Origin of the sequence: Synechococcus sp. 63AY4M2, assembly GCF_002760475.1 — a bacterium.
Taxonomy (GTDB): Bacteria; Cyanobacteriota; Cyanobacteriia; order Thermostichales; family Thermostichaceae; genus Thermostichus.
This window is the reverse complement of the sequence record NZ_AXUX01000001.1, coordinates 2,990,379-3,015,288: the sequence shown is the minus strand read 5'-3', so window position 1 is coordinate 3,015,288 and position 24,910 is coordinate 2,990,379. Positions and strand designations below refer to the sequence as shown.

Genomic DNA, 24,910 nt, shown 5'->3' with positions numbered 1-24,910 from the left:
CAGCCCGAGCAAGGCCTCTACCAGGATTTTAGAATCGGCGGAGCAAAAGCAAAACATTCAAATCTTGGCTCGCTGCATCGGCACAGCCTTGAATTTAGGCAGTCCGCTCAGGGTTGCCATACATTACACCTCGCAGGCAGAGGGGTAACGCTTGCTCCCCAACGCCTGCCAGGTAATTTCGCTCGCACTTCTGGAGATGATCTCAGAAGCTTCTTGAGCCTAAAGGGTTTCGCAGAGGAAGGGATCCCAAAAGTTTTTGGGCCCTCTCCGTAAGACGGGCATCCGGAGTGCCGCCTGTAATTATTTAGGGATCCCGAGGCTAGTGCTGAACAATTCCCTGAACCATAGCGTCGCTCAGGTAAGCCAATGCCTTCAAATCGGCCTCGTCAAAACACCGATCGCACAACAGGCGGTAGATTAGGCTCTCGTGTTCTGAGGTAAAGTGGCGAGTTTGCAAGACTTCTTCAACGATGGATCGAATGGTCATAGTTTGCCCCTCCTGGGATCGGGCTTAACACTGCTTGCCCATACTGATTGTGAAGAGTCAAGCCATAGCTCAAAAAGGGAGCCAACACGGATTTTCCAGCAAAAAAACTGTACATTGGCCAGTCATTGGGATCCCCAAACTTACTAAAGAGCCGTGACTGAGGATGTGCTCGCTGCCCTTGGCCAGACTACTTGCCTAGGGTCGAAGGTCCTCCCCTGGCAGAGCCTCCGAGAGTTGAACATGTGGCCGAGAAAGCCGTCCTGCAGCCAGGGAGCATGTTATCCTGAGTTGGCTTAACATGATTTCATAGCCGGGCTCAGCCGTCACCTTTCTAGCTGCGGCTGGCTGACCCGACGTCTAGGGATCCGGCTCAACTTTCTTCGCATTGCAGGCAAGACACCAATGGTGGGCATCTTCAGGCGCTTTTTCGGCTCTCGTGGTCAGGCAGATTCCAAACCTTCATCAGGGACGGCTGCTCAGCCGGCCAAAAAGAAAGACAACACCTTCTTTCTCGACCCAGATGAGGCCAAAACCCTTGGCAACATCGAATACATGCGCACTCCTAGGATCGTGAAGCACACCTTCCAGGATTTCGGCTCTACGGAGAAGGTGGAGGTGGTGGAGCAGGTTTCTTCCCTAAGCAAAGTTAAGTTGGCCGTAGAACAGGCCAAAGCCCCTGAGCAAAGCTCTTCCACCTCAAACAGCAGCAGTGGAGCAGGCTCACGCCGCCAGGGGGGATCTGACATGGACATGTTTCGCAACATGGCCCGCAGCCTGAAGCGCAAGTAGGCTGGACCCGGCTTATTGGCGGCACAGGATACAACGGCTATCGAAGGAGGGGCAATGGCGATTAAGCGAGGCACTTTGGTGCGGGCCATCCGCGAGAAACTGCAAGGCAGCCTGGAAGCCCAGGCCAGCGACCCTTTGATTCCCAACTACGTCTTCGAAACTCCTGGAGAAGTGGTGGATATCAAGGACGACTACCTCCAGATTAAGTTTGGGGCTGTTCCCACCCCTCCAATTTGGCTGCGGGCGGATCAGGTCGAGGAGATCGCGAGTTGAATAGGAGCATGGAATGCTCCCCTTTGGCTTGAGGGAGGGCTAATGGTACCTCTGGCTTCTCCCACGCGCGACCAACTTCTGCAACGCAGGCGACTTTTGCGTCAGCAACGGCGCAAGCGCTTTTGGCAGGGATCCTGGCGCTTGGCCAGCTCGATGGGCGTTCTGACGCTGCTGGTGTTGGGCCTGCAGCAGCCCTACTGGCAAATTCGCCGGCCGGAGCAAATTCAGGTAAAGGGCAGCTACTGGGTCGACCCCGACTGGATCCGGGAGCAACTGCCTCTGACCTATCCAATGAACCTCTGGCAGGTGCAGCCGGCTGTGTTGGAAAGAGCCTTGCTGGCATCCCCGGCCCGCCCTTCTCCCATCGAAAGCGTCCAGGTACAGCGGCGGCTGCTGCCGGTGGGGGTGATCGTCCAGGTGCGGGAACGGCAACTGGTCGCGCGCGCCCGTCGGGGCGACCAGACAGGCTGGGTGGATCGGCAAGGCCATTGGCTGCCCCCCGATCCCTTTCGACGCCACAGCGGATCCTCCCTTTCCTGGCCTGAGCTGGAGTTGCTGGGCTGGGAGAACCACGCGCCCGAGCAATGGGCCTTGTTGCTCGAAGCCCTGCAACAGGCTGAGATCCAGATCGAGACCGTAGATTGGCAGTCGGGAGAGGGAATCACGCTCCACACTGAGCTGGGCAACGTCTATCTGGGGCCGATTTCTGACCGCCTGCCTCTGCAAATTCAAACCCTCAACCAAATGCGGGATCTGCGCCGCCACTGCGAGTGTACACCCGACGAAATTCTCCAGATCGACCTGACCAGCCCCAGCGTACCCACCCTGCAGCTCACCCCTGCCGCCACCCAGAAGCGCTGGAAGCATTGGGAGCAGCGCTAGCCCTGGGATGAGCTTGCTGCCATGAACACAGCGCCGGCGGTGGAGGTCAAACAGTTGTGGGTCGCCTATCCCGGTTGTCCGCCGGTGCTGCAAGGGCTGGATCTGCGGGTTGAGGCCGGGCAGCGCCTAGGAATCATTGGCCCCAATGGCGCCGGCAAAACCACCCTGTTCCTGGCCCTCGCTGGCCTGTTGCCCCCCTGTTCCGGCCAGATCACTTTGTTTGGGCAGCCGCTCCAGCCTGGCCAGTTTCGCCCTGAGGTGGGGCTGGTGTTTCAGGATCCCGACGATCAACTGTTTGCCGCCTCGGTGGCCGAGGATGTAGCCTTTGGGCCGCGCAACCTGGGACGTTCTGAGACAGAGGTCGCGGCTGTGGTCCAAGCAACCCTGGCGATGACCGGCACCCTGAATTTGGCCAACTGTCCCCCCCATCATCTCTCCGGCGGTGAAAAACGCATGGTCGCGATCGCCGGGATCCTGGCAATGCAGCCGCAGTTGGTACTCTACGATGAGCCGACTGCCAACCTGGATCTGCGCGCCCGTCGCCGGCTAATCGCCTTTTTGTTGCAAGCAACGCACACCTTTCTGCTCGCTTCCCACGATCTGGAACTGATCCTGGAAGTGTGCGATCGGGTGATCCTCTTAGATCAAGGCCGGATTTGCGCCCAGGGATCCCCGGCCCATCTGATGAGCCAACCCGACCTCATGGAAGCCCATGACTTGGAAGTGCCCCCCTCGCTGCGCCGATAACGGCAAAAGCTGAAAAGATGTCAAGAATTATTTTTGAGTTGATAACAATTTTGTCTCTCTTAATAAAAAGCTATCGTGCTAATTAAAAATATTGATTTTCGTCCAGGATTGAATGGGGATATCATTTTGTTGAGTCGGGGGATCCCTTCTCTGGGGCGTCCTCGTCGATTTTGTATGATCGATCTTGTGCAAGAAAGATGGGGACTTGGCCTGGAGTTGGCAGCTTTGCCCGCCTGAGCGACAGTTGTGGTTAACCCGGATGGCTCCCACAACCTTTTCTGGCCTCCGTCTGATTGAGTCTGAGGTCGGGGGTTGGGCACGGCCTTCTCTCCAGGGGGAGGTCTGTGGTGGCTGGAGTAGGTGTTGCCGAGAAGAGCTGTCCACTGAGGGTTGGGCAGAGGATCTCTTGGATGAGTTCGAGGGAAATTGCAGGATCGAACCCAATAGGCGAGATCAATTTGGAGATCGATTGGCCTTATTGCTGGGTTCGGCAACGTTCAGGAACTGAGTGTTCAAAAGTGGAGAGTTGATATGCCTATTGCAGTCGGAATGATCGAAACCCGCGGGTTCCCGGCAGTAGTGGAAGCTGCCGACGCCATGGTAAAGGCCGCGCGCGTCACCCTAGTGGGTTACGAAAAAATTGGCAGCGGGCGCGTCACCGTGATCGTACGGGGCGATGTCTCCGAGGTGCAGGCCTCGGTGGCCGCTGGCTTGGAGTCTGCCAAACGGGTGAGTGGGGGCGAGATCCTCTCCCACCACATCATCGCCCGTCCCCACGAAAACCTGGAGTTTGTGCTGCCCATCCGCTACACGGAGGCAGTGGAGCAGTTTCGTACCTAACTGAGTAGTTGCACTTAGCCTGGAATTGACCCGATCCAGAAAATCTGGACAGGTTCCAACCCCCTCCACAATTTCAGCGTAAGGAGTCCCTATGGCTATTGCAGTCGGAATGATCGAAACCCTGGGCTTCCCGGCAGTGGTGGAAGCTGCCGACGCCATGGTAAAGGCCGCGCGCGTCACCCTGGTGGGTTATGAAAAAATCAGCAGCGGGCGCGTCACCGTGATCGTACGGGGCGATGTCTCCGAGGTGCAGGCCTCGGTGGCCGCCGGGATCGAGTCGGTGAAGCGGGTCAATGGCGGCCAGTTGCTCTCCTGGCACATCATCGCCCGTCCCCACGAAAACCTAGAGTACGTGTTGCCCATTCGCTACACCGAGGATGTGGCTCAGTTCCGCGAAGGGGTCAACGCCATCCGTCCCTTCACCCGTCCCTAGATGCGTATCGCGATTGTGCGGGGCACTGTTACCAGCACCCAGAAGGATCCCAGCCTGACAGGCGTGAAGTTTCTGGTGGTGCAGTATGTCGATCTCGAGGGCCGACCGCAGCCCGACTACGCTGTAGCTGCCGATCCGGTGGGGGCCGGCGCCGAGGAGTGGGTGCTGGTCAGCCAGGGCAGCGCAGCTCGCCAGCCGCAGGGAAACGAAACCCGTCCGCTGGATGCAGTGGTGATGGCGATCATCGATACCGTCAGCATCGGCGGTCGCTCCCTCTACAACAAGCGCGACCAACGCTAGCTGGGATCCCTCCTTCCTCTCTCTGACGTGTTCTAGAGGCTCACGGTTATGCCTGCTCACACCTATGCTGCGCCGCCAACGCCCTGGTCTCGCCGCCTGGCGGAGCCGACCATCCATCCCTCTGCCTACGTGCATTCCTTTTCCAATCTCATCGGGGATGTGCGCGTGGGCGCCCAGGTGCTGATTGCCCCAGGAACTTCCATCCGTGCGGATGAGGGCTCTCCCTTCTACATTGGCGACGGCTCCAACGTCCAGGATGGGGTGGTAATCCACGGCCTGGAGCAAGGGCGGGTCATTGGGGAAGATGGCCAACCCTACTCCGTGTGGATTGGCAAGAACACCTCCATTGCCCACATGGCCTTGATCCACGGGCCAGCCTATGTGGGCAACAACTGCTTTATCGGCTTCCGCTCCACGGTGTTCAACGCGCGGGTGGGGGATGGCTGCATCGTCATGTTGCACTGCTTGATCCAGGATGTGGAGATCCCGCCGGGCAAGTATGTGCCCTCCGGCTCCATCATCACCACGCAAGCTGAGGCGGATCGGCTGCCCGATGTGCAGGATAGCGATGCCAAGTTTGCCCAACATGTGATCGGCATCAACCAGGCTCTGCTGGAAGGCTATCACTGCAGCGAAAACCTGGTCTGTATTGCTCCCATTCGCAACGAACTTCTGCGGTCGCGCACCTCTAACCCAACGGCTACGGAGACGGCATCCATGACTCATTCCTCCTCTCGCGCCGACGGCCGGAACGGCGGCGGATCCCTTCTCAAGCCGGAGGTGGTGGAGCAAGTTCGCGCCCTGTTGGCCCAAGGCTATCGGGTAGGGCTGGAATATGCCGATGCCCGCCGCTTCCGTACCTCTTCCTGGCAGAGCGAAAGCCCGATCACCAGCACCCGCGAGGCCGAGGTCATGCAATCGCTGGGGGCTATTTTGGCGGAGCACCGCGGCGAATACGTGCGCCTGTTGGGGATCGACCCCAAGGCGAAACGACGGGTGTTGGAGCAGATCATCCAAACCCCGGAGGGGCCGGCGACCGTTTCTGGATCCCCCAGCCACGTCTCGGTTACGGCCCCAGGTTCCGGCGCAGCCAATCCGCGCCCTGACGCCAGCTTGGAGGAGGAGATCCGGGCGCTATTGGCGCAGGGGTATCGCGTCGGCCTGGAGGTGGCCGATGTCCGCCGCTACCGCACCTCTTCCTGGCAGACTTTGGGCAATTGGAGCGGCTCGGCCCAAGAGATCCTGGCGGCTGTGCAGGCGGCCTTGGCCGAACATACGGGAGAGTATGTGCGCCTGCTGGGAATCGATCCCAAGGCCAAACGGCGGCTGCTGGAGAAGGTGATTCAAACGCCCCAGATGAGCAGCAGCGGCGGGACAGCCTCGCCCGCAGAGGGGGGCAAGCTGGGAGGGAGCGCTGCTGGCCTCGACCTGGAGTTACAGGAAGAGGTACATCGGCTGCTGGCCCAGGGCTATCGCATCGGCTACGAATATGCTGACGAGCGCCGCTTCAAAACCTCCTCTTGGCAGACCGGGCCGACCATTCGCGCCAGCCGCGGGCCGGAGGTGTTGGCCGAGCTGACGGCTGCTTTGGCGGAGCACCAAGGCCACTACGTGCGCCTGTTGGGGATCGATCCCAAGGGGAAAAAGCGGGTTTACGAGCGCGTCATTCAAACCCCCGGCGGCAAGTCGCCTGCCCCTGCAGCCCAGGGATCCCCGGCGGCTACTCCTGTTTCCACCGTTCCTGCCAGCACCCGACTCAGCAGCGAGGTGGTGGCACAGGTGCAGCAATTGCTCAGCCAGGGCCACCGCATCGGCACCGAACATGCGGACAAGCGGCGTTTTCGCACCTCCTCTTGGCAGAGCTGCAGCCCTATCGAGGCCAGCCAGCTGCCCCAGGTGGTGGCGGCTCTGGAAGCCTGCCTGGAGGAGCATCGCGGCGAGTATGTGCGCCTGCTGGGCATCGACCCCAAAGCCAAACGACGGGTGCTGGAGCAGATCATCCAAACCCCTTGAGGGATCCGCCTGTTCTCTGATCACTGTCGGTTCAAGGTTGGTTTTGATCCGACCTCCTAGCGATGAGGAGCACCTTGGCTTTGCCTCTGCCCACCTCTACAACGCTGCGCTCCTGGCCCAGCCAGAACGGCGAAACTCGCTACTATGTCAGTGGCGAGGTGCAGGTGGAGGCAGGGGCAGGCATTGCAGCGGGAGTGCTGTTGCGGGCCAACCCCGGCTGTCGCATCGAGATCGGGCGAGGCGTCTGTATTGGCATGGGATCCATCCTGCACGCCTGCGGGGGATCCCTCGTCGTGGAGGCGGGGGCCACCTTGGGAATGGGGGTGCTGGTGATCGGGCAGGGCACCATCGGCAAAAACGCCTGTATCGGCTCGGAAACCACGCTGCTCAACTGTTCAGTGCTCAGCCAGGCGGTGATCCCTCCCCGCTCGCTGGTCGGGGATCCCACCTATCCCAGCAGGCAAGAGGCGGAGGTGGGCATGGCTAGCGAGGCAGAGCCCGTGTCGGCGGCGGCCCCGCAAGAGCCGATAGAACCCCCTGAGGAAACCTTGCCTGAGCCGACCCCTCCCTCTCCCCCCGACTCGCCGCTGGCCCAGGTGGAAAAGCAAACCCGTCGTTGGCAGGAGGCGGCTGAGCAAACCCAAGAGAACTCGAGATCCCCTAAGACCCGCAAGCTAAATGGGATCCCGGGCTATTCGGAGCTGGATCGGCTGCTGGGCAAGATCTATCCTTACCGGCAGATCCTATCCTCTGGGGGTGGCCAGTCTTGAGGGCTACACTGGCATAAAGAAGTAGGGTGCTATGTCCACCTCTTTGGGCCTTATTCAGACACGCAGCTTTCCGGTCATTGTGCGCATTGCCGACGCCATGACCAAGTCGGCGGGGGTGGCGCTGATCGGCTTTGAGAAGATCTCAGGAGGCTACTGCACGGCAATCGTACGGGGAGGGATTGCCGATGTGCGCATTGCCATCGAGGAGGGGATCGAGGTGGCCCGCCAGTTTGAGCAAGAGGAGATCTCCAGTTTGGTCATTCCACGGCCTTTGCCTAACTTGGAGGCGGTGCTGCCCGTCAGCAGCAAGCTGTCTCAACTGGCACAAAACCGCGGCTACAGCCGCCTCAGCAACTTGGCCGTGGGCCTGCTGGAAACCCGCGGCTTTCCGGCTATGGTAGGGGCCGCCGACACAATGCTGAAAACGGCGGATGTGCAACTGGCCGCCTACGAGACCATTGGCGACGGCCTGTGTACGGCCATCATTCGGGGCACGGTGGCCAACGTGGCCATCGCCATCGATGCCGGCATGTACGAGGCAGAGCGCATCGGCGAGCTGAACGCGGTGGCTGTGATCCCGCGCCCTCTCGACGAACTGGAGCAGGCTCTGCCGGTGGCCAGTTGTTTCGTTGCCCAACCGGTTACCTTGCCGGTGGCTATTCCCCAAGCCCAGGGACAAGAGGTGCGGCGCAGCGATACCGTTGTGGAGCGGATCCCAGTTTATCTGGAGCCGCCGGAAACCCCTTAGGTTTACCTTGCAAGACGGGAAGGCTCGCGCTGTACTCTGCCCCCTCCCGCCGTCTACAGGGGGAGAAGATCTGAGATCACCTCCAGAAAGCCGAGCGGGGCAGAGAGGAAAAATGTTAGGCTACTGGAAGACCTGGGTCCGTGCAGCTCCGACGCCCAAACCGTGTCAGGATCGGAAGATAGCAGCACTACGGGATGCTCTGAGCAGGCGCGTCAACCCGGGTCGCCCTCTTCCAAGTTTTACCTCTGCCCTGGCAGCGCACACCTGTATGGCCGAGACAGACAACCCCCTCGCCAACTTTGCTCAGAAGGCTTTCTACTTCGGCATGGGTTTGGCCGCGGTGGTGGCAGACAATGCTGCAAAGGTGGCCGGGAGAGCCAACAGCCGTCTGCTGGAGCTGCGCAAGCAGGTCCAGGCTTTGGTGGATGAATTGGTGGAGCGGGGGGCGATGACCGCCGAAGAGGCGCGGGCCTACATGGACGCCATCGCTGCCAACGCCAACCGTAGGGGGGGGGAAAGGTCTGCTGGCGCCCCTCGCAAGATCAACATTGACGACATGGGCGACGCTGAAGACAAGACTGGCACTGCCCTTGAACTTTCGGAAGCTGCCCGTTTGCGCCAACAGATTGCTGAGCTACAGGCAGAGTTGGATCGCATCAAGAAGGAAGCGAGGAAGTCCTAGGTTTGGCCCGGGAAAAGTTGGGATCTCTATCTCTTTAATCCTCGTTCACGGGGAACTGGAAGACTCTCCGCAGCGCCCTCAGCCCGATTGCGAACGGCTGCCGCCGAAGTTCCTTGGCCGCAGCGGCGAGTCTAAACAGGCTCGTCCAATTTTTGTTGGAGCGGTTGGCTTGGATCCCTGACTTCTCTCTGAAAATTGGCAGCTCGGGGCGCTTAAGCTTGAGAATCTACCCCAAGCCACCTCAAAATGCCGAACCGCTGACGCGTCCTGGAGGACTCGAACCCCCGACATCCGGTTTTGGAGACCGACGTTCTACCAACTGAACTAAGGACGCAGGAGTAGTAAAGGGTCAGCCCCTTACCTAGTTTACCTAGTGTAGCAGGTATGCCCAAAGCCTTAGAGGGTTTCTTCTTTAGAATCCGTTTTGGCTTTGATGCGAGTGGCCTTGCCCACTCGGTTTCGCAGATAGAACAGCTTGGCCCGCCGCACCTTGCCACGCCGCAACACCTGGATTGAGTCGATGCGCGGCGAGTGAACTAGGAAGACCCGCTCCACTCCAATTCCCTGGAAAATCTTGCGCACCGTGATGGTGCGGTTGCATCCAGAGTGACGCATAGCAATGACCGTGCCTTCAAAGGCCTGCACCCGCTCTTTGCCGCCCTCTTGAATGCGCACCCCCACCCGTACCTGATCGCCAACATGGATCTCTGGCAGATCCGACTTCATGTGGGCCGCTTGGATGGAGCGGATGATCTCTTCGGCGTTGATGCGAGCGTTCATGGCTTTCCCGCGTTATCGGCAGCTAATCAGTGTAGCAATCCCCCCTTTTTTTGTACAGAGCTTGCCAGCCGTCCGAACCCAATGGCCATGCGGGAAACCGCGTTTGCACCCCCTCTCCTTTTTCAATAGGCTGGATACAGAGAAAGCCCTTGTTAAAGGCGAGAGACTTTTGTGATCCTGCGCACCAATGAGCCCCAGACGGGATCCCCAACCCCTGCCAAATCTGCTGACCAACCTCTGCCACAGACCGGATCCCACAACAGAGGACTGCCCATCGGCTGGATCCTTGTGGGGATATTGTTAGCCGGCTTGGGCGGCGGCATTCTCGTTCAGCGTCAGCTCCGGCAACAGACGGCCCAGCGCCTGGAGAGGCTAACGGTGCCCGTGCAGGTGACAGATCTCGCCCAACGCCTGCGGGTGAGCGGCCAGGTGCAGCCGATCCGGCAGGTGAATGTCAGCCCCCGCGAGTCCGGTCGTCTGGCAGAGCTGCTGGTGGATCAGGGAGATGAGGTAGTGGCAGGGCAAGTGTTGGCTCGGATGGATTACGGGGATTTAGCCAGCGGCATTCGCCAAGCCCAAGCCCGCATCCAAGAGCTACAGGCCCGCCTAGCGGAACTGCAAGCTGGCGAGCGACCCCAGGTGATCGCGGCGGCCCAGGCCAGGGTGGATGCGGCGCGGTCGCAAGTGAGGTTGGCCGAAAGGGAATTGGAGCGGATTCAGACCCTGGTGCAGCAGGGGGTGGTGGCCCGTAGCGAGCTGGATCAACGCCTGGCCCGCCTGGAACAGGCGCAGGCGGACTGGCAAGCGGCTCAACAGGAGCTGGAGCGATTGCGGTCAGGTAGCCGCCCAGAAACGCTGCAGCAGATCCAAGCTCAGATTGCCCAAGCGGAGGCAGAGCTGGCCCAGCGGCAATCTCGCCTGGCTGAGGCCGAGATCCGGGCGCCCTTTTCCGGCGTGGTTGTCCAGCGCTTTGCCGAGGTGGGATCCTTTGTAACTCCCACTACCGCAGCTTCCGATGCCACCGCCGCTTCTTCCAGCTCTATCTTGGCGCTGGCCCAGGGGATCGAGGTGCGAGCCGAGGTGCCGGAGGCGCAGATTGCCCAGGTGCGGGTGGGGCAGCCGGTGGAGATCCGCTCCCTGGCCTATCCGGATCGGGTGGTGCAGGGGCGGGTGAAGCGGATTGCCCCTGCCACGGTGGTGGTGCGGGAGGTCACCGTCTTTCGGGTCATGATCGAACCGGAGGCGGGGGCAGACTTTTTGCGCACCGGCATGAACGTCTCGGTGGATTTTATCGGGGAGCGGCAGCCTCAGGCGCTCACGGTGCCCTCGGTGGCCATCTTGCGGGAGCAGGGCCAAGAGGGAGTGATCCTGCTGGATCCGCGAACCCAGCGGCCCGTCTATCGACCGGTGGAAACAGGCCTCACCCAGGGCGGGATCACCCAAGTGCTCTCCGGCTTGCGGGCGGGGGATCGGGTCTTTACGGCGCTGCCGCCGGGGGTGAACCTGGAGACTTTGATCCGACAAGAGCAAAATCGCAGCGAAACCGCTCAAATCAAGCCACACCCATGAGCCTACCGATTGCAGCCCGAATGGCCTGGCAAATGGTGCGCCGCTACCGCCTGCGCACCGGTTTAAGCATGTTAGGGATCCTCATCGGCAACGCCGCCGTCGTGGCCATTGCCGGGTTTGGCCATGCTGCCCAGGAGCTGGCCGTGGATCAGTTCCGTTCTTTGGGCACCAACTTGCTCATTGTCTTTTCTTCCAGCTTGGGCCTGGCGGACGCCAGCAACACCCGTCCCATTACCCTCGACGATCTACGGGCAATTGCCGCGGAAGTGCCCGCTGTGTCGGCAGCCGTCCCCAGTCTTGTGGTCAATGTGCGCGCCGTGCGGGGGGGAGTGGATCGCCGCTATGAGGCCACAGGCACCTGGCCGGAGTATTTGTCGGTGCTGAATTTGGAGATCGAGGAGGGGCGCTTTCTCTTGCCAGCGGATATTGAGGAGCAGCGCCCGGTGGTGGTGCTGGGCAGCGAGGCCGCCCGCGAGCTGTTCGGCTTGGATCCCGCTGCCGCCATCGGGGAGACGGTGCTGCTGAACAACCTGCCCTTCGAGGTAATCGGCACGTTGCGTTCTAAGCCAACGGTGTTTGGCAACAGCGATGCCGGCCTGTTTTTGCCGGTGGATGTGGTGGCCAACCGGTTTGTGGGGCGGCGCTCCCCCTATGGCCTGGAACTGACGGCGATCTTCGTCTCGGCCCGCTCCGAAGCAGATCTGCCGGCTGCCGAGTTCCAGATCCGCAACTTGCTGCGGCAACGGCACCAACTGGTGGGGGAGGATGACTTCGTCGTCCGCAACCAAAAGGTGTTGCTGGACGGGGCGGCCAGGATCTTAACCTTGCTGCGGGTGCTGCTGACCGGCACGGCGGCCCTCTCGCTGCTGGTGGGCGGGGTGGGGATCATGAATGTGATGCTGATCTCGGTGTCGGAACGCACCTCCGAGATCGGGTTGCGCAAGGCGATCGGCGCCGATAGCCGGCAAATTTTGCAGCAGTTTGCCACCGAAGCTATTCTCATTGCCGTCAGCGGGGGCGTGGCCGGGATCCTCCTCAGCAGCGGCCTGCTGGTGGCGCTGCAAGTGTTCACCCCCCTGGCCACCCGCGTGGATGCAGTGGCGGTGGCGGTGTCCTTTTCCCTCTCGACGGGGATCGGGGTGGTTTTCGGCATTTTCCCGGCCCGCCAAGCGGCGCAACTAGATCCCATCGAGGCCCTGCGAGCCTGAGATCTCCCATTCGTAGGATAATGGGGGCTTACAGGTATTGAGTTGCCCGCCGTTCGCTAAGGAGCTTCCCCCTTGGTTAGAGAGCGAGTAGAGGTGATCGTCCCCGCCACCACCGCTAACTTGGGGCCGGGGTTCGATTGCATCGGTGCAGCCCTGGAGCTCTACAACCACTTCCAATTTCGCGAGATTCCCACCGGCCTCAGCATCCACTATCGCGGCAGCGATCACATCAGCCAGAGCAAGGACAACCTGGTGTACCGCGCTTTCTGCCGTGCTTTCGAGCTGCTAAGCAAGCCGGTGCCGGGGGTGGAGATTGAGATCACCCTCAACGTGCCCCTGGCGCGGGGCCTGGGCAGCTCTGCCACTGCCATTGTCGGCGGCCTGTTGGGGGCTAATGCTCTTGGATCGCTGAACCTGGCTCCTGAGACCCTCCTGCAGTTGGCCATTGCCCTTGAAGGCCATCCCGACAACGTGGTGCCCGCCCTCCAGGGCGGCTGTCAACTCTGTGTGCAGGGGCAGCAGGGGCAATGGGTATTTTGCCCGGTGGATTGGCACGAGCGCATCGGCCTAGTGGCGGCGGTGCCTAACTTTAAGCTGTCTACCCAGGCGGCCCGCGAGATCCTGCCCAAGTCCGTCAGCCTGGCGGATGCTGTCTTTTCCGTCAGTCACCTGGGGCTGCTTATCCGCAGCCTGCAGTCGGGGCGGGCGGACTGGCTGAAGGTGGCCTTGCAGGATCGACTGCACCAACCGGCGCGCATGGAGCTGATTACCGGCTTCAAAACCGTCCAGGCAGCGGCTCTGGCTGCCGGGGCCTATGGGGTGGTGATCAGCGGGGCTGGCCCCACGCTTTTAGCCTTCTGCGCCCCGGAGGAGCGAGAACGGGTGGGATGCGCCATGGTCGGCGCCTGGGAGCAACTGGATATCGAAGCAGAGGCCAAACCCCTGAATTTGGATCGACAGGGGGGACGGGTGGTGATCCATTCCCAAATATAGAGGAGGCCCTTGGGTCAAGCTGGTCACCCCGATTACAAAGGGGTCGTGCTTTTAGGCGTATAGGCCTTTCGCAGACTAGGACACCGCCCTCCCACTCAAGTTCCCGACCCTCCTTATCCCTCACCCCTTAACCCCTTTCCCTGCGGGAGAGGGGAGCCAGGAATCCACAGCACAAACCTGTTTGGGATGGGATCCCTTGAGAGGCTGGGCAAAACTTTTTCGGCGTCCCTACCCTGGCAGCAGCAGCAGCAAGGGGGGGAGAAACAGCCAAGCTGCCACAGCCAAAGCCGCCATCGCTGCCACTAACACCGCTCCAGCAGCGCAATCTTTGGCAATTTCTGCCAGCAGGTGATAGCGGCTGCCCAGGGTCAGATCCACCACTGCTTCCAGGGCAGTATTCACCAGCTCCAAGGCCATCACCATCCCGCTGGTCAAGCTGATCAGGGCCATTTCTACGGCGCTCAGCCGCAGGGCCAACCCTAAGACAAAGGCCACTACCGCCATAGCCAGGTGGATGCGAAAGTTGCGCTGGGTGCGGGCGGCGTACAGCAGGCCCTTTCCTGCATAGTAGAAGCTTTTACTTAGGCTAGTGGCCACCTGCCACGAGGGGGGGCGCTGCCAGGGATCCTGCGCCGCGAGGTCAGCCTCGGCTCCCGGGTCTGGTGCCTCGGAGGGATGGGCCGAATCGACCTGCGCTGAAGTGAAAGGGGCTCGCCGTCGCAATGCCGCCAAACGCAGCGGCTGGGGAAAACGGCTAGGGCTGCTGGCCATGGGTCACCTCCAGGTCTTCTTGGATGGCGGCAAGCAGGTGGTGCTGTTGCTGCAGCATGCGCTGTAGGGAAAGCTCATCGGGGTGATCCCATCCCAAGAGATGCAGCAGGCCGTGGCTGGCCAGCCAGGCCAATTCCCGCGACAGCCGCTGCCCCTGGGCTTTTGCCTGCGCGCAAGCGGTGGGTACCGAAATCACGATATCCCCCAGCAGGCGCACCCCTGTTATCTTCTGCAGCTCGACAGGGGTGGACGTCTCCTCGGCGGCAAAGGCCAGGACATCGGTGGGAGCGTCGATGTGGCGAAACTCGCGGTTGAGCTGGCGGATGTGCTCGTCGGAGGTGAGGCAAAGGCTGAGCTCGCAGGGATCCGTCACCCCCAGCTCCCGCAGCCACACCTCAAACCAACGGTGCCAAGTGGCTTCCTCAACTGGGCTGGGGACGTTTAGCTCCAGGTACAGATCCAGGAATCCCTCCATGCAGGCCTCACTCACACCCAAAATTGGCTCGCTGGCCCCATTGAGTACGGAGCGGAACGGCCACCCACGACTTGAGTCGCCTTTGCCAGTGGTACAAACCTTCAATGTACTGTAGCGCTAACATTGCTGGCTGTGCTAGGGTGCCGCTGCGATAGCCATAAAAGACGCCTCCCCAGGCAAATACGCTGCAAACCCTGGAAGGGGGAAGTCAAGGAACCCCATGTAAGGGGAGCGGCGGCCAAGGTGATAGGGAAATCAGACGCAACTCTCGGACTTTCTTTGTCTGAGGGATGTCGGGGGTGCGGCTGGGCAGCGCCCTCCAAAGTTTGCTGCCAGGGTGCTCGGCCATCTCCCCACTCAAGTGCGGGGAGCGTCAACGCGCCCCCTACTCTGGGGGTTCACCCGGAAGTTCGGGCCAGGCTGCGGCGACCCTCTGGCTGGCAAGCTGTTGTAGCGTTTGCCGCAGCCGATTTTCCAGCTCTTGCCGGCAACTGTCTGGATCAACCCCTTGCTGGGAAAGAAGCTCCGCCGGGAAGAGATCCCCGGCGATGCCGACAGCCCAGGCCCCTGCCTGCAGATATTCTGCTGCATTGGCCAAGGTAACCCCCCCAGTTGGGATCAAAGGCAGGGATCCCAGCACCGGTTGCAGATGGCGCAGGTAACGGGATCCGCCAAGGCTTTCTGCCGGAAACACCTTTACTGCCGTTGCCCCGGCCTGCCAGGCCCTCCAGATCTCGCCGGGGGTGAGGGCGCCGGGCACAATGGGCAGCCCTGCTTCCCGACCCCAGCGGATGATGCTCTCGTCCGCAAAGGGGCAAACATAGAATTGGGCTCCCGCCTGCCAAGCCTGCTCTGCCATCTGCCGATTTAAAACCGTGCCCACCCCTACCCAGCAATGCGGGTAGTCTTGCCGCAGTTGGGCAATCAACTCCAGATACCGGGGAACTTGGGGAGTGATCTCAATGTGGCGGATCCCGGCCCGGATGGCCAGGGTGGATCCCTCAAGGGCTTGGGCCGGGCTGGCCGAGAGGCGGATCACCGCGATCAGGGGCTGCTGCCACAAATGGAGTAGCCAGGGGTGCCGCCATCCCTCTCTGAAGCTCTGTTCAGAACCCTCAAACACCATCTGTGGAAAAGCCCTCTCTCATCGATTTCTACCTTGCTTGGGTTGATTTTAAGTTTAATTGCAATTAAAAATAACCAAACAGCCCGACGGTAAAACAATGACAAGCTATAACAAATTTCCTTTTGAGAAGAAGGCTAAAATAGAATAAAGAACAGGCAAAAGTGGTGTTTATAGGGGCAACTGTTTGCGGGTTTGTAGCACTCGTTGGAGCGCTTACTTTTCCCATCCTTTCATGGCGTCGCTGGTCTCTCATTTTAGTAGCTATCTGCAGCCTTGTTAGCTCCTTAACCAACATTGAACTCGGCAGAGGAGAGGAGGAAGCTCCCTCAGGGGAAAGGTGGCGCATGGTAGCCCATCTCTACGAGGTAACTTTCTGGTTGGCATTGATCGTTTTCATCTTACTGGCATGAGGTTTTGCCGGCAGGTGAGCGGCTAGTTTATCGCCATTGTCTGGATGTTGTGTCGAGGTTGCTCTGGCTTGCCGGTTGTTTAGGTTGGGCACCGATTAGACCTGTGGGATCTGGAGATCGATACGAACCTAGCCGCAGTGAGGATCCCTCGCCCCCAGCCCCTCTCTCAAAGGGAGGGGGAAGTCAGGAATTGAAGGAATGAACGGTTTTACTGGTATTGAAAATAACCCAGCCGTTTTGCTTGTATCTTGTAACGATTTGGAGTAACGACAGCGGGCAACAGCGCGATTGGGCTCGATCAGTCCTTGCGAATCTTTGTATTCTTAGGGTCGGTAGGTTGGTTGCCGAGGGTGTGGGGAGTGGTCAAGCTCAGTTGTGGGACACACAGCCTGAAGGCATGGGTGATGGTCGGGTTGCTCGCCCTCCTGGTGCTGGGGGGACTGTGGCGGGTTGCTCCATCTCAGGCGCAGAATCTCCACCAACTGCAACAGCGGCAGCAACAGATCCAGCAACAAATCCGGGGCACCCAGCGACGCCTGGGAGAGCTGCGCCAAGCGGAAGAAGAAGCCCGTCGCCGCATGGGATCCCTGCGGCAAAACATCCAACAGACAGAAGCTAGCCTTCGCGACAACCAATATCGTCTGGAACAGGCCCAGAGGGCGCTAGAGCAAGCGCAGAAGGAGCTCCAAGAGCTGGAAGACCGCCTGAGACGGCAGCAGCAGGGCACGGCCGCCCGCTTGCGCTACATGCAGCGGCAGGGGGCGGAACATTGGTGGGCTTTGCTGCTCACCAGCCGCGACCTCAACGAGTTTTTCGATCGCCGCCACCAGTTGCAATTGCTAATCGAAGCCGACCGGCAGTTGATCCGAGAGCTGCAGGTGATGGCCAAGGAGGTGGATCAGCAGCGGATCGCCCTGGAAGCGCAGCGCAACGAGATTTCTTTAATCTTGCAGGAGCTGGCAGCCCAGAAAAACCAACTGCAGCAGCAGGCTGCCGCCCAAGAGCAACTGGTGGGCCGCCTGGCCAACGAGCGCGCCGCCTATGAAGCAGCCCAACGGCGTTTGGAAGCCGATTCCCAACAGTTGACCATCCTCATCCAGCAACTGATCGCCCAGCAGGCTCAGCAGCGGGGGGGCAGAGATCCGGTTCAGGGGACAGGCCGGTTGATCCCACCAGTGCGCGGGCCAATCACCAGCGGCTTCGGCTGGCGGGTTCACCCCATCTACGGAAGCCGCCGCTTCCATGCGGGGATCGACTTCGGTGTGCCCACCGGCACGCCAGTTCGGGCATCAGACCGGGGCACCGTCATCTACGCCGGCTGGTATGGCGGCTACGGCTACACGGTGATTGTCAACCACGGCGGCGGCATCACCACCCTGTACGCCCACAACAGCCGCGTCGCCGTTGGGGTGGGTCAGCAGGTACAGCGGGGGCAGGCCATTGCCGCTTCCGGCTCCACCGGCCTCTCCACCGGCCCCCACGTTCACTTCGAGGTGCGGGTCAACGGCCAGCCGGTGGATCCCCGCCGCTACCTTTGAAGCAGCGCATCTGTCGGCAACGGCTGCAGGGATCCCGCCTGCAAGATCCACCGCACATCGGCAATGGAGGATAGCTCCTCTGGGTCGTGGGAAACCACCAACACCGTCCAGGTGGATTTCAGCCGGGCCAGCAGCTCGATCAACTGCCGCCGCACCGACCAGTCCAGCCCTGCCGTCGGCTCGTCCAGCAGCAGTAGCAGCGGGCCGCGAATAAGCTGTACCGCCAGGGCCAAGCGCCGTTGTTGTCCGCCACTGAGATGGTTGGGGGAGGTGCACAGAGGGATCCCTTCCAATCCCACCTGTTTGAGAACGTTTTCAATCTCCTTTTGTTGCAGCTCCGGGTGGCCGAAGCGCATTTCCTCTAGCACCGTCAAGCCACAAAAGTGACGCTCCGGGAACTGAAACACCAGCCCCGCCATGCTGCGCAACTGCTGGGGGGAGAGCTCTGTTCCTCCCCAGGCAATCCGCCCGCGCGTGGGCCGCGCCAAGCCGGCCAAAATTTCCAGCAGGGTGCTCTTGCCGGCCCCACTTTTGCCCACGATCAGCCCCAACTGATTCAGGCCCAGCTCAAAGGAGAGATCCCGGAGAATCGGCTGAGGGAGGGTTGCCGGGTGGTAGCAGAGATCCTGAACCTGCAACATGAGCGGCGCCCCTGGGAAAGTTGTCGTTATTTTGGCACTGGAAAGCTCTGCCGGACAGCTACAACCATTCTTCTAGGCGCCCCAACTGATCCCGAAAGCCATAGGTGAGTTCGCGGTACCACTCCCGCAGCTCCAGTTGATCTACAGCTCGCCGCAAAGCCTCTTGGGAGCGCTCGATGGGGCGCAGAGCCGCAGACGGGATCCCTTCTTGAGCAGCCCATTGTTCAAACAGAGCCAGCTCCGTTTGCAAGTAGAGAATGAGGTTGGCCACATCCTGCGGGTGGGGGTAGCGGGTGGCATCTGGCATAAGACATCTCACCAGGGGAACTAGCTCCATTCTGGCCAAGAATCTGTCCCGCTGCCGCCTGAGGGCCCTATCCCCTCTCGCCTGCTTCTGTACTCTGGGCCGCAAAACGCAGATAATGCGGTGGGAAATGTTCACTGCCGTCGAGGGATCCATGAGCCAAAAGCTGCTGTTTGTGTGCCTGGGCAACATCTGCCGTTCTCCCGCTGCCGAAGGGATCACCAACCACCTGCTGCAGAGCAGCGGCCATGAGGGGGACATCCTCTGCGATTCGGCAGGTACAGCCGCCTACCACCTCGGCAGTCCCCCAGATCGCCGCATGCGACAAGTTGCCCAGCGCTATGGACTGGAGCTGCACGGCCAAGCCCGGCAAATACATCCTTTGGATCTGCGGGAGTTCGACCTGATCCTGGCCATGGATCGGCAAAATTACCGCGATATCCTCAGCCTCGATCCCCAGAGAAGATATGCCGACAAGGTACGCCTAATCTGTAGCTACTGTCGTTCTCACACCGATGAAGAAGTTCCGGATCCCTACTACGGGGGCGAGGCAGGGTTTCACTACGTGATCGAGCTGCTCTGGGACGCCTGCAGCGGCCTGCTGGAATCCCTGATCCCTGGGATCCAATGCCCGCCGCTGCCCAGCCGCACCTGAAAGTCATCGATCAAGAAAACAACTACCACCTGAGCAGGTTAAAGCTCTCCATGTCGATGGTGGCGCGGTTGCGGTAGATCCCCAACACAATGGCCAAGCCCACTGCCGCCTCGGCAGCCGCCACGGTGATGACAAATACCGAAAACACTTGGCCGCGAATCAAGCCCGAGTCGACAAAGTTGGAGAAAGCCATAAAGTTCAGGTTGACGGCGTTGAGCATCAGCTCAATCGACATCAACACCCGAATGGCGTTGCGACTGACGATCAAGCCGTAGATGCCGATGCAGAAAAGAATTGCCGCGACCACCAAGAAAAACTGCAGTTGCAACATCACAAGAGGCTCCACTGGATACAGATGAGAGGGGCATCAGGAAAACGCTGGGCTGTATGGCCGAGAGCAGGCAGCTTCAACGCGTGCTCACCAGCTCTGCTGGGCGTTCCGACTCCGATTCAAGCTGTGGCCGGGCCCGCTCCAGCAAGCTGAGATCCCCTTCTTGGGCTTGGGGAACGACAAACTCTCGACGCGCCAGCACAATGGCCCCGATCAACGCCATCAGCAGCAAAACAGAAGCCAACTCGAACGGCAACAGATAGTCGCTAAAGAAATGCCCACCCATCACCAAAGCACTGCTCGTGGGCTGGATCGGCTCCAACTGCCAGGGGGTATTCAGGGCCATTGCCGTCAGGAGGGCAAACAGCCCCAAACACACCGCCGCCGTCACCCCATTGCGCAGCCAGCCCAACTTCAAAGGAGCGAAAGTATAGCGCCGGTTCACCAGCATGATGGCGAACAGGATCAGCACGTTGACGGCGCCGACGTAGATCAACACCTGAGCTGCAGCCACAAAATCGGCATTCAAGAGGAGGTACAGCCCGGCCATGCTCAAGAAAACGCCCCCCAATAGAAAGCCGGAATAGACGATGTTGGGGGCCCAAACCACTCCCAGGGCAAAGCCGATGGCCATCGCCGAGAGCACCCCAAAGGTAACCAGTTGCACGCCTTCTGCAAGGGTCATGGGATCTTCGTCCTTAACAAATCGCTATCGCTGCTCCCTTACCACTGTACTGTCCCGGCGGATTTAAGAGAAGCCCAACCCCCTTGTTCAATCGATAGAGAAATCTCTAGAGTTGGGTCTCACCAACTGCCGCCTGCTCCGCCACCGCTACTGCTGCCGCCCCCGAAATCCCTATCAGAATCTCTATCAGAATCTCTATCAGAATCCCTATCAAAGTCCCTATCCCTGCTGAGCCTCGGGATCTCAACCTCTCGCTGGCTGCGGTAGCCGCAGATAGAACAGGTTAGGATTTCCAGCTTCAGGCCCTCAGAGGTGTAAGTGGCTTTCCTGAGAACCTGGGTGGTGAGGTCAAGGGTAAGAGCTTGACATCTAGGGCAATAAAGGTGGCGATAAAATCCATTCTCGCGAACAACCACAGCTGCCCCCTGACAGCTAGGGCAAAACCAGCCGTAGTAGCGGGCTCTGCGGCGGCTTTTGGCCAGGCGATGCGCTGGGGGAAGTTGCTTATCCAGAACTTGCGGCTGGATGGGGCGCATGGGCCGACCGCAGCTTTGACAGACCACCGGCTGAAACGGGATCCCACGCTTCGAGCCCAAGATGCTGTCGGCGGCCACAACCGCCAGGAAGGGCAGCCCCGGTACCAGCCAGTTGCCGCTGGCTGACAACAGGAAGAGGCCAAAGCAGAGGGAGCCGGAATAGAGAAACAAGCGAATGGGATCGCTCTGCAGTGAGGAGAGGGCAGCCATTGTCCCCTGCTCTCGGCGTGTCAGGGACAGGACTTTTGCTCCTCCCCGCTCGGCCTTAAGATAGACCGGCTGGCGGGAGCGCTGCCACCCCACCCCTAGGATAATGATCCCCAACAGCAGCAGGATCCCTTCCAGTGAGCTTTGAGCGGCAGCCAGGGATCCCGTTCCAACCGCTCGAGGAACGGCTGCGGTGGAAAGAGAAGTGGAAGCTTGAGAAGCGGCTGAAGGAACCTCGGCAACCGGCTGCCCCTGCAGGACTGAGGCTAACTGCCGTACTCCCGCCAAGGTGCCGCCATCGAAATCCCTATTGCGAAACTTGGGCAGGATCTGCTGGTCGATAATCTGCTGAACGCGGCTGTCGGGAAGGATGGTGGCCAAACCCCTGCCGGTTTCAATTTCTACCCGCCGATCCCCCACCGAGATAAGAAACAACACGCCATTGTTTTGGCCAGCCTTGCCAATGCCCCAGTAGTTGAACAGTTGCGTGGTGAACGCTTTCGGCGTGGCATATCCCTGGGTATTGGGTACCGTGACCACCGCCATCTCGGCACCGGTGCGCTGCTCAAGCTGGGTGAGGAGACGGTTTAGCTCGTTTTCAGTGCTACTGCTGAGGATGTCGGCGGTGTCGGAAACCCATCCCCCATAGCTGCGGCGGGGGTTGGGCACTTGCTCGAGGGTAATGGCCCAAGCGGGCTGCGGCAGTAAGAAAATGCCTAGCAAAACTGCCGCCCAAACTTTCGGCATGGCTTACCTGGCTGAGCGCTGCCTTGGTTTTAGCACAGCTATTGGGGATGGAGAGGGTAGCAGTCTCTTGCTGCTTTGCCTTTGGTGTTTGTCGACACAAAAAATAGCGCTGGGACGAGTCTTGGCTTTCCTCTTTTCGCAGGGGAAAGAGGCTAGAGCTCTAAGCAAGGGAAAATCTTCTTCGGTCTAGCTGCAAAGCCTTCCGGATTTTTCTGCACAACTCTTTTTCAGCAAGAGTCAAGCGATTTCTTGCTCCCTCGATGGTTGATTAGAAACCAGAAACTAAGCCAGCAGTGCGGGCCAGGCTTCTTCTTGCCATTCCACCTCAAAGCACTCCTGGGCCATTTGGAGAAAATGTTCGATCAAAGCAGGGATCCCCGGCGCTGTTGGGCAAAGGTCGTACACGCCAATCACTTGCGATCCGGGCAGGTACCGTTCCCACAGCTCGGGATTGGGCCGCAACAGGAGGGATCCCTGTTGCAGGATCCCCCAGGGTTGCCACAGTTGGGCGTTGCCCATCAGCTTTTTGCGCTGCCAGCTTAGATCGGCACGGGTACGGGCGGCAAAGCAACTGATTTTGTTGCGGTAGCCCCGATCCTGGCCACCTTGGCCGCGGACAGAAGCGGGAGCATCCACCTCAATGCCCAGCGCCGCCAGCCCCTCTACCCAAAAACGGCAGCAGAAGTCGTACACCTGGGCTCGCCGCAAATTGGGCAGCCGAGCTTGGAGGTAAGAGAGGGGCAACACCAAGCTGTAGGTCAGCTCTGCTGCATCTTCCGCCGCCTGGTGCAACACCGCCCGTCCTCCGGTGGGCCGGCGCACCATCGGGATCCCTGGCGGCAGATCTGGCCAGGCCTGGTGACGTCCCAGAGAGAGGGTAAGCCGATCCCAGCCGTAAAAGCGCAAACAGGGCCTGGGATCCTGGCGCAGCCGCTGCAAAAGCCAAAAGTCCTGCTCCATCTGCCAGCCGCCAGCGGCCACGCGATAGGGCAGCCAAGAGCCCTGGGATCCCATCAAGCTTTGGGAAACTCAGCCTGGAGCTGCTCATCGTACTCATCGGCCAAGCTGGCCACAAGGGTGATGGCGCGCGAGATCTCGCCAGCGCTGAGCCCTTCCAGAGGGCGGTGGTGGTTTAGCACCACTTGGTTGTTCCAGATGCAAAAACGGGCTTCCAGAGTTTCGCTCCAGTTTTTCTCCAGCAGCTTCTGCATGAGCTTAGCCGGCTCCGCCACCGGCAGAGAGAGCACGGGAGACCACACCAACAGGGTATCTTCGGGGGATTCGCCGCTCAGGTGGACGAACACTTCCACGCTGCCGTAGGTGAATTTCCAGGTGTGGCCCTGCTCGTGGTTCTCGTAGGCGGCATCTTCTTTGAGGCTGGAAACTACTGCTGAGACAACTTCAACGTAGCGAGGGGGCTCTTCCATCAGGCCTGGAAAACCTTCTGGAGAACGGTCGATGAGCGGCTCGCTGTAGACCATGGTCTTTCCCCTACTCCCTGTCTAACCACCTTAACTATACTGCCTAGCCCTCCCACCTACCTGCCATGCTGCCGGATCCGGCTCAGGCCAGAATAGAACTGTTCGCGGTTGGGAAGGTTACCTATGCCCCAGCCTGACGTTCAAGGACGCACCCTCGCTTATGAGGCGGGCGCCAACCTGCGCCAGGTGCTGCTGCAAGCCGGGATCCCGCTCTACAACCCGCCGGCTCCTATCCTCAACTGCCGCGGTCTGGGCACCTGTGCCGTACAAATCGAAGGGGCTGTTTCCCCTATGGGCTGGCGAGAACGGGCCCGCCTGTCTTTGCCACCCCACCAACTCCCGTCCACGGCGGCGGCCCAGGACGGCAACGGGCTGCGCTTGGCCTGTCAGGTGCAGGTGCTGGGAGATCTCAAAGTCACCAAATGGCCAGGCCTGTGGGGACAGCGGATCCCGCCCGCCTCTCAAACCTGAGGATTCTCAAAAACCTAAGGGAAGCCCTATGGAAACTCCATCCCACCCCTCCCAAAAGGCTGTCGGCATTTTGGGGGCCCTGCCGGAAGAAGTGGCCATGCTCACCCAAGCAATGGAGATCAACTCTGTCCATACCCATCTGGGGCGGCAGTTCCATCAGGGATCCCTGGCCGGACAGCCGGTGGTGGTAGTTCAAGGGGGGGTGGGCAAGGTGCGAGCGGCAACTACGGCAGCCCTGTTGGTGGCCCACTTCCCTTTGCGGGGCATTATCTTTACCGGCGTGGCCGGCGCCTTGGCCGATCACCTGCAGATGGGGGATGTGGTGCTGGCCCATGCCGCCATCGAGCACGATTTCGGCACCGGACGGCCCGAAGGCTTTGTCTTGGGGATCGACTTTATCCCTGAGTTGCGCCATCCTCTAGCGGAGGCCGATAGTGCCCTTTACGACCTGATCGTGGCCCAAGGGGAGCGGATCCCTCTTCACCCGCTGCAGGGGCGGCAGCCGGTCATCCACCAAGGCCTGGTGGCCACGGGCGATGTATTTGTGGCCGACGCCAAGCTCCGGCATCAAATTCGCGAGCGCACCGGAGCCCTGGTCGTGGAAATGGAAGGAGCGGCGGTGGTACGGGTGGCGCAAGAAGCTGGGATCCCTTGTCTGCTGGTCCGATCGGTTAGCGACATAGGGAGCGATACCGATTTCCTAACTTTTTTTCAGACAGCGGCTCTCAACTCGGCAGCGGTGGTTCACAGCGTTCTACAGAGCTTGCCTCCCCCTCCTTAGAAAAACGCAGCGCGGCTAGCCGTGGGGAGGAAGCGACGCCTGCCAACAGAGGTCAGATTACTCCCTGTCTGTAAGCTAGCTCCTGCCCCGGCGCGGGCGGCCAAGGTGACATCCTCTCCCGCTAGGCCCTGACGGGCTGTAGACGGGAGCTTCCGAGAATCACTTCCCGGAGTTGCTGCTTCAACGGACTGGTAAACCAGGATCCTCCACAGCCAGAGAGCGGCAGTCCCACCGCCC

30 protein-coding genes, 1 tRNA gene and 1 other RNA gene are annotated in these 24,910 nt (G+C 60.3%); 19 read left to right on the top strand and 13 right to left on the bottom strand.

The annotated features are described in order from the left end of the window. Positions 1–319 precede the first annotated feature (319 nt). Positions 320–487 (bottom strand): hypothetical protein, encoded by a 168-nt coding sequence (locus SYN63AY4M2_RS13875; protein ID WP_011430444.1) that lies wholly within the window; start codon positions 485–487, stop codon positions 320–322. A gap of 402 nt (positions 488–889) precedes the next feature. On the opposite strand from SYN63AY4M2_RS13875, the gene SYN63AY4M2_RS13380 reads away from it, so the two are divergent. From SYN63AY4M2_RS13380 to SYN63AY4M2_RS13325, 12 genes are all read left to right on the top strand, one after another. Next, positions 890–1,276, top strand: a complete 387-nt coding sequence (locus tag SYN63AY4M2_RS13380; protein WP_011430445.1) for a hypothetical protein — start codon at positions 890–892, stop codon at positions 1,274–1,276. A 54-nt stretch (positions 1,277–1,330) separates the two neighbouring features. Continuing rightward, the gene (locus SYN63AY4M2_RS13375; RefSeq protein WP_011430446.1) at positions 1,331–1,549 is read left to right on the top strand and encodes an NAD(P)H-quinone oxidoreductase subunit O; all 219 of its coding nucleotides are present in this window, start codon (positions 1,331–1,333) and stop codon (positions 1,547–1,549) included. A 42-nt stretch (positions 1,550–1,591) separates the two neighbouring features. Next, a complete protein-coding gene (locus tag SYN63AY4M2_RS13370) occupies positions 1,592–2,431 on the top strand; it encodes an FtsQ-type POTRA domain-containing protein (protein WP_011430447.1) in 840 nt (279 codons plus the stop codon). A gap of 21 nt (positions 2,432–2,452) precedes the next feature. After that, positions 2,453–3,178, top strand: coding sequence for an ABC transporter ATP-binding protein (locus SYN63AY4M2_RS13365; RefSeq protein WP_011430448.1), 726 nt, complete (start codon positions 2,453–2,455; stop codon positions 3,176–3,178). A 531-nt stretch (positions 3,179–3,709) separates the two neighbouring features. Then, complete coding sequence (locus SYN63AY4M2_RS13360) at positions 3,710–4,018, top strand: carbon dioxide-concentrating mechanism protein CcmK (RefSeq protein WP_011430450.1); 309 nt, start codon at positions 3,710–3,712, stop codon at positions 4,016–4,018. Between the two features lie 91 nt (positions 4,019–4,109). Next, positions 4,110–4,451: a carbon dioxide-concentrating mechanism protein CcmK gene (locus tag SYN63AY4M2_RS13355; protein ID WP_011430451.1), complete on the top strand. Its 342-nt coding sequence runs from the start codon at positions 4,110–4,112 to the stop codon at positions 4,449–4,451. Then, positions 4,452–4,751, top strand: a complete 300-nt coding sequence (locus tag SYN63AY4M2_RS13350; protein WP_011430452.1) for a EutN/CcmL family microcompartment protein — start codon at positions 4,452–4,454, stop codon at positions 4,749–4,751. Between the two features lie 48 nt (positions 4,752–4,799). Further along, entirely contained in the window at positions 4,800–6,764 is a 1,965-nt protein-coding gene (locus SYN63AY4M2_RS13345; RefSeq protein ID WP_099887452.1) for a ribulose bisphosphate carboxylase small subunit, read from the top strand. Positions 6,765–6,826: 62 nt separating this feature from the next. Then, positions 6,827–7,534: a hypothetical protein gene (locus SYN63AY4M2_RS13340; RefSeq protein WP_099812056.1), complete on the top strand. Its 708-nt coding sequence runs from the start codon at positions 6,827–6,829 to the stop codon at positions 7,532–7,534. A 31-nt stretch (positions 7,535–7,565) separates the two neighbouring features. Further along, positions 7,566–8,282, top strand: a complete 717-nt coding sequence (locus tag SYN63AY4M2_RS13335) for a BMC domain-containing protein (protein ID WP_011430455.1) — start codon at positions 7,566–7,568, stop codon at positions 8,280–8,282. Between the two features lie 129 nt (positions 8,283–8,411). Next, positions 8,412–8,509, top strand: an RNA gene (gene ffs / locus SYN63AY4M2_RS13330) — signal recognition particle sRNA small type. 41 nt (positions 8,510–8,550) lie between these two features. Further along, positions 8,551–8,964: a hypothetical protein gene (locus SYN63AY4M2_RS13325; RefSeq protein WP_011430456.1), complete on the top strand. Its 414-nt coding sequence runs from the start codon at positions 8,551–8,553 to the stop codon at positions 8,962–8,964. Positions 8,965–9,225: 261 nt separating this feature from the next. Here the strand turns inward: SYN63AY4M2_RS13325 and SYN63AY4M2_RS13320 are convergent. Next, positions 9,226–9,298: transfer RNA gene (locus SYN63AY4M2_RS13320), tRNA-Trp, on the bottom strand. A 62-nt stretch (positions 9,299–9,360) separates the two neighbouring features. After that, positions 9,361–9,744, bottom strand: a complete 384-nt coding sequence (gene rplS / locus SYN63AY4M2_RS13315) for a 50S ribosomal protein L19 (RefSeq protein ID WP_206337019.1) — start codon at positions 9,742–9,744, stop codon at positions 9,361–9,363. A gap of 171 nt (positions 9,745–9,915) precedes the next feature. Between rplS and SYN63AY4M2_RS13310 the strand changes: the two genes are divergently transcribed. The 3 genes from SYN63AY4M2_RS13310 to thrB all read left to right on the top strand — a co-directional run bounded on the left by SYN63AY4M2_RS13310 (position 9,916) and on the right by thrB (position 13,514). Further along, positions 9,916–11,313, top strand: coding sequence for an efflux RND transporter periplasmic adaptor subunit (locus SYN63AY4M2_RS13310; RefSeq protein ID WP_011430458.1), 1,398 nt, complete (start codon positions 9,916–9,918; stop codon positions 11,311–11,313). Then, the gene (locus SYN63AY4M2_RS13305; RefSeq protein ID WP_011430459.1) at positions 11,310–12,521 is read left to right on the top strand and encodes an ABC transporter permease; all 1,212 of its coding nucleotides are present in this window, start codon (positions 11,310–11,312) and stop codon (positions 12,519–12,521) included. Before SYN63AY4M2_RS13310 ends, SYN63AY4M2_RS13305 begins: the two co-directional genes overlap by 4 nt. 72 nt (positions 12,522–12,593) lie before the next feature. After that, on the top strand, positions 12,594–13,514 hold the full coding sequence (gene thrB / locus SYN63AY4M2_RS13300) for a homoserine kinase (RefSeq protein WP_011430460.1): 921 nt from the start codon (positions 12,594–12,596) through the stop codon (positions 13,512–13,514). Between the two features lie 228 nt (positions 13,515–13,742). Here thrB and SYN63AY4M2_RS13295 read toward each other — a convergent pair whose 3' ends face one another. The 3 genes from SYN63AY4M2_RS13295 to eda all read right to left on the bottom strand — a co-directional run bounded on the left by SYN63AY4M2_RS13295 (position 13,743) and on the right by eda (position 15,886). Further along, positions 13,743–14,285, bottom strand: a complete 543-nt coding sequence (locus tag SYN63AY4M2_RS13295; RefSeq protein WP_099812054.1) for a diacylglycerol kinase family protein — start codon at positions 14,283–14,285, stop codon at positions 13,743–13,745. Further along, positions 14,269–14,760 (bottom strand): rRNA maturation RNase YbeY, encoded by a 492-nt coding sequence (gene ybeY / locus SYN63AY4M2_RS13290; protein WP_041438372.1) that lies wholly within the window; start codon positions 14,758–14,760, stop codon positions 14,269–14,271. Before ybeY ends, SYN63AY4M2_RS13295 begins: the two co-directional genes overlap by 17 nt. Positions 14,761–15,145: 385 nt before the next feature. After that, positions 15,146–15,886 (bottom strand): bifunctional 4-hydroxy-2-oxoglutarate aldolase/2-dehydro-3-deoxy-phosphogluconate aldolase, encoded by a 741-nt coding sequence (eda, locus tag SYN63AY4M2_RS13285; protein ID WP_011430463.1) that lies wholly within the window; start codon positions 15,884–15,886, stop codon positions 15,146–15,148. An 814-nt stretch (positions 15,887–16,700) separates the two neighbouring features. On the opposite strand from eda, the gene SYN63AY4M2_RS13280 reads away from it, so the two are divergent. Beyond that, the gene (locus SYN63AY4M2_RS13280) at positions 16,701–17,834 is read left to right on the top strand and encodes a M23 family metallopeptidase (RefSeq protein ID WP_071813517.1); all 1,134 of its coding nucleotides are present in this window, start codon (positions 16,701–16,703) and stop codon (positions 17,832–17,834) included. Here SYN63AY4M2_RS13280 and SYN63AY4M2_RS13275 read toward each other — a convergent pair. Then, positions 17,825–18,475 carry an ABC transporter ATP-binding protein gene (locus tag SYN63AY4M2_RS13275; protein ID WP_011430465.1) on the bottom strand — a complete coding sequence of 217 codons (651 nt, stop codon included), beginning with the start codon at positions 18,473–18,475 and terminating at the stop codon, positions 17,825–17,827. The two genes, SYN63AY4M2_RS13280 and SYN63AY4M2_RS13275, sit on opposite strands and share 10 nt — an antisense overlap. A gap of 58 nt (positions 18,476–18,533) precedes the next feature. Beyond that, positions 18,534–18,782 carry a hypothetical protein gene (locus SYN63AY4M2_RS13270; protein ID WP_011430466.1) on the bottom strand — a complete coding sequence of 83 codons (249 nt, stop codon included), beginning with the start codon at positions 18,780–18,782 and terminating at the stop codon, positions 18,534–18,536. A gap of 151 nt (positions 18,783–18,933) precedes the next feature. Between SYN63AY4M2_RS13270 and SYN63AY4M2_RS13265 the strand changes: the two genes are divergently transcribed. Next, the gene (locus tag SYN63AY4M2_RS13265; protein WP_011430467.1) at positions 18,934–19,434 is read left to right on the top strand and encodes a low molecular weight protein-tyrosine-phosphatase; all 501 of its coding nucleotides are present in this window, start codon (positions 18,934–18,936) and stop codon (positions 19,432–19,434) included. A gap of 22 nt (positions 19,435–19,456) precedes the next feature. Here the strand turns inward: SYN63AY4M2_RS13265 and nuoK are convergent, their stop codons facing one another. The 5 genes from nuoK to SYN63AY4M2_RS13240 all read right to left on the bottom strand — a co-directional run bounded on the left by nuoK (position 19,457) and on the right by SYN63AY4M2_RS13240 (position 23,421). Beyond that, a complete protein-coding gene (nuoK, locus tag SYN63AY4M2_RS13260; RefSeq protein ID WP_041439067.1) occupies positions 19,457–19,762 on the bottom strand; it encodes an NADH-quinone oxidoreductase subunit NuoK in 306 nt (101 codons plus the stop codon). A 79-nt stretch (positions 19,763–19,841) separates the two neighbouring features. Continuing rightward, entirely contained in the window at positions 19,842–20,450 is a 609-nt protein-coding gene (locus SYN63AY4M2_RS13255) for an NADH-quinone oxidoreductase subunit J (protein ID WP_011430469.1), read from the bottom strand. 119 nt (positions 20,451–20,569) lie between these two features. Next, positions 20,570–21,940 carry a TPM domain-containing protein gene (locus SYN63AY4M2_RS13250; protein ID WP_099887451.1) on the bottom strand — a complete coding sequence of 457 codons (1,371 nt, stop codon included), beginning with the start codon at positions 21,938–21,940 and terminating at the stop codon, positions 20,570–20,572. 282 nt (positions 21,941–22,222) lie between these two features. Further along, a complete protein-coding gene (locus SYN63AY4M2_RS13245; protein WP_099812052.1) occupies positions 22,223–22,954 on the bottom strand; it encodes a ligase in 732 nt (243 codons plus the stop codon). Continuing rightward, entirely contained in the window at positions 22,954–23,421 is a 468-nt protein-coding gene (locus SYN63AY4M2_RS13240) for a YbjN domain-containing protein (protein ID WP_099812051.1), read from the bottom strand. Before SYN63AY4M2_RS13240 ends, SYN63AY4M2_RS13245 begins: the two co-directional genes overlap by 1 nt. A 123-nt stretch (positions 23,422–23,544) precedes the next feature. On the opposite strand from SYN63AY4M2_RS13240, the gene SYN63AY4M2_RS13235 reads away from it, so the two are divergent. Together SYN63AY4M2_RS13235 and SYN63AY4M2_RS13230 are read left to right on the top strand one after the other, a co-directional pair. Further along, entirely contained in the window at positions 23,545–23,892 is a 348-nt protein-coding gene (locus SYN63AY4M2_RS13235) for a (2Fe-2S)-binding protein (RefSeq protein WP_099812050.1), read from the top strand. A 28-nt stretch (positions 23,893–23,920) separates the two neighbouring features. Further along, on the top strand, positions 23,921–24,673 hold the full coding sequence (locus SYN63AY4M2_RS13230; protein ID WP_099812049.1) for a 5'-methylthioadenosine/adenosylhomocysteine nucleosidase: 753 nt from the start codon (positions 23,921–23,923) through the stop codon (positions 24,671–24,673). Positions 24,674–24,910: the final 237 nt, after the last annotated feature.

What these genes read in the sequence shown, in the direction of transcription:
- SYN63AY4M2_RS13350 (WP_011430452.1), top strand. Translation starts at nt 4,452, where the DNA reads ATGCGTATCGCGATTGTGCGGGGCACTGTTACCAGCACCCAGAAGGAT.
- SYN63AY4M2_RS13235 (WP_099812050.1), top strand. Translation starts at nt 23,545, where the DNA reads ATGCCCCAGCCTGACGTTCAAGGACGCACCCTCGCTTATGAGGCGGGC.
- SYN63AY4M2_RS13340 (WP_099812056.1), top strand. Translation starts at nt 6,827, where the DNA reads ATGAGGAGCACCTTGGCTTTGCCTCTGCCCACCTCTACAACGCTGCGC.
- SYN63AY4M2_RS13230 (WP_099812049.1), top strand. Translation starts at nt 23,921, where the DNA reads ATGGAAACTCCATCCCACCCCTCCCAAAAGGCTGTCGGCATTTTGGGG.
- SYN63AY4M2_RS13360 (WP_011430450.1), top strand. Translation starts at nt 3,710, where the DNA reads ATGCCTATTGCAGTCGGAATGATCGAAACCCGCGGGTTCCCGGCAGTA.
- SYN63AY4M2_RS13375 (WP_011430446.1), top strand. Translation starts at nt 1,331, where the DNA reads ATGGCGATTAAGCGAGGCACTTTGGTGCGGGCCATCCGCGAGAAACTG.
- SYN63AY4M2_RS13875 (WP_011430444.1), bottom strand. Translation starts at nt 487, where the DNA reads ATGACCATTCGATCCATCGTTGAAGAAGTCTTGCAAACTCGCCACTTT.
- SYN63AY4M2_RS13250 (WP_099887451.1), bottom strand. Translation starts at nt 21,940, where the DNA reads ATGCCGAAAGTTTGGGCGGCAGTTTTGCTAGGCATTTTCTTACTGCCG.
- SYN63AY4M2_RS13265 (WP_011430467.1), top strand. Translation starts at nt 18,934, where the DNA reads ATGAGCCAAAAGCTGCTGTTTGTGTGCCTGGGCAACATCTGCCGTTCT.
- SYN63AY4M2_RS13380 (WP_011430445.1), top strand. Translation starts at nt 890, where the DNA reads ATGGTGGGCATCTTCAGGCGCTTTTTCGGCTCTCGTGGTCAGGCAGAT.
- SYN63AY4M2_RS13240 (WP_099812051.1), bottom strand. Translation starts at nt 23,421, where the DNA reads ATGGTCTACAGCGAGCCGCTCATCGACCGTTCTCCAGAAGGTTTTCCA.
- SYN63AY4M2_RS13355 (WP_011430451.1), top strand. Translation starts at nt 4,110, where the DNA reads ATGGCTATTGCAGTCGGAATGATCGAAACCCTGGGCTTCCCGGCAGTG.
- SYN63AY4M2_RS13275 (WP_011430465.1), bottom strand. Translation starts at nt 18,475, where the DNA reads ATGTTGCAGGTTCAGGATCTCTGCTACCACCCGGCAACCCTCCCTCAG.
- SYN63AY4M2_RS13325 (WP_011430456.1), top strand. Translation starts at nt 8,551, where the DNA reads ATGGCCGAGACAGACAACCCCCTCGCCAACTTTGCTCAGAAGGCTTTC.
- SYN63AY4M2_RS13245 (WP_099812052.1), bottom strand. Translation starts at nt 22,954, where the DNA reads ATGGGATCCCAGGGCTCTTGGCTGCCCTATCGCGTGGCCGCTGGCGGC.
- SYN63AY4M2_RS13335 (WP_011430455.1), top strand. Translation starts at nt 7,566, where the DNA reads ATGTCCACCTCTTTGGGCCTTATTCAGACACGCAGCTTTCCGGTCATT.
- eda (WP_011430463.1), bottom strand. Translation starts at nt 15,886, where the DNA reads ATGGTGTTTGAGGGTTCTGAACAGAGCTTCAGAGAGGGATGGCGGCAC.
- SYN63AY4M2_RS13305 (WP_011430459.1), top strand. Translation starts at nt 11,310, where the DNA reads ATGAGCCTACCGATTGCAGCCCGAATGGCCTGGCAAATGGTGCGCCGC.
- SYN63AY4M2_RS13295 (WP_099812054.1), bottom strand. Translation starts at nt 14,285, where the DNA reads ATGGCCAGCAGCCCTAGCCGTTTTCCCCAGCCGCTGCGTTTGGCGGCA.
- SYN63AY4M2_RS13370 (WP_011430447.1), top strand. Translation starts at nt 1,592, where the DNA reads ATGGTACCTCTGGCTTCTCCCACGCGCGACCAACTTCTGCAACGCAGG.
- SYN63AY4M2_RS13280 (WP_071813517.1), top strand. Translation starts at nt 16,701, where the DNA reads ATGGTCGGGTTGCTCGCCCTCCTGGTGCTGGGGGGACTGTGGCGGGTT.
- SYN63AY4M2_RS13255 (WP_011430469.1), bottom strand. Translation starts at nt 20,450, where the DNA reads ATGACCCTTGCAGAAGGCGTGCAACTGGTTACCTTTGGGGTGCTCTCG.
- rplS (WP_206337019.1), bottom strand. Translation starts at nt 9,744, where the DNA reads ATGAACGCTCGCATCAACGCCGAAGAGATCATCCGCTCCATCCAAGCG.
- SYN63AY4M2_RS13270 (WP_011430466.1), bottom strand. Translation starts at nt 18,782, where the DNA reads ATGCCAGATGCCACCCGCTACCCCCACCCGCAGGATGTGGCCAACCTC.
- SYN63AY4M2_RS13365 (WP_011430448.1), top strand. Translation starts at nt 2,453, where the DNA reads ATGAACACAGCGCCGGCGGTGGAGGTCAAACAGTTGTGGGTCGCCTAT.
- SYN63AY4M2_RS13345 (WP_099887452.1), top strand. Translation starts at nt 4,800, where the DNA reads ATGCCTGCTCACACCTATGCTGCGCCGCCAACGCCCTGGTCTCGCCGC.
- ybeY (WP_041438372.1), bottom strand. Translation starts at nt 14,760, where the DNA reads ATGGAGGGATTCCTGGATCTGTACCTGGAGCTAAACGTCCCCAGCCCA.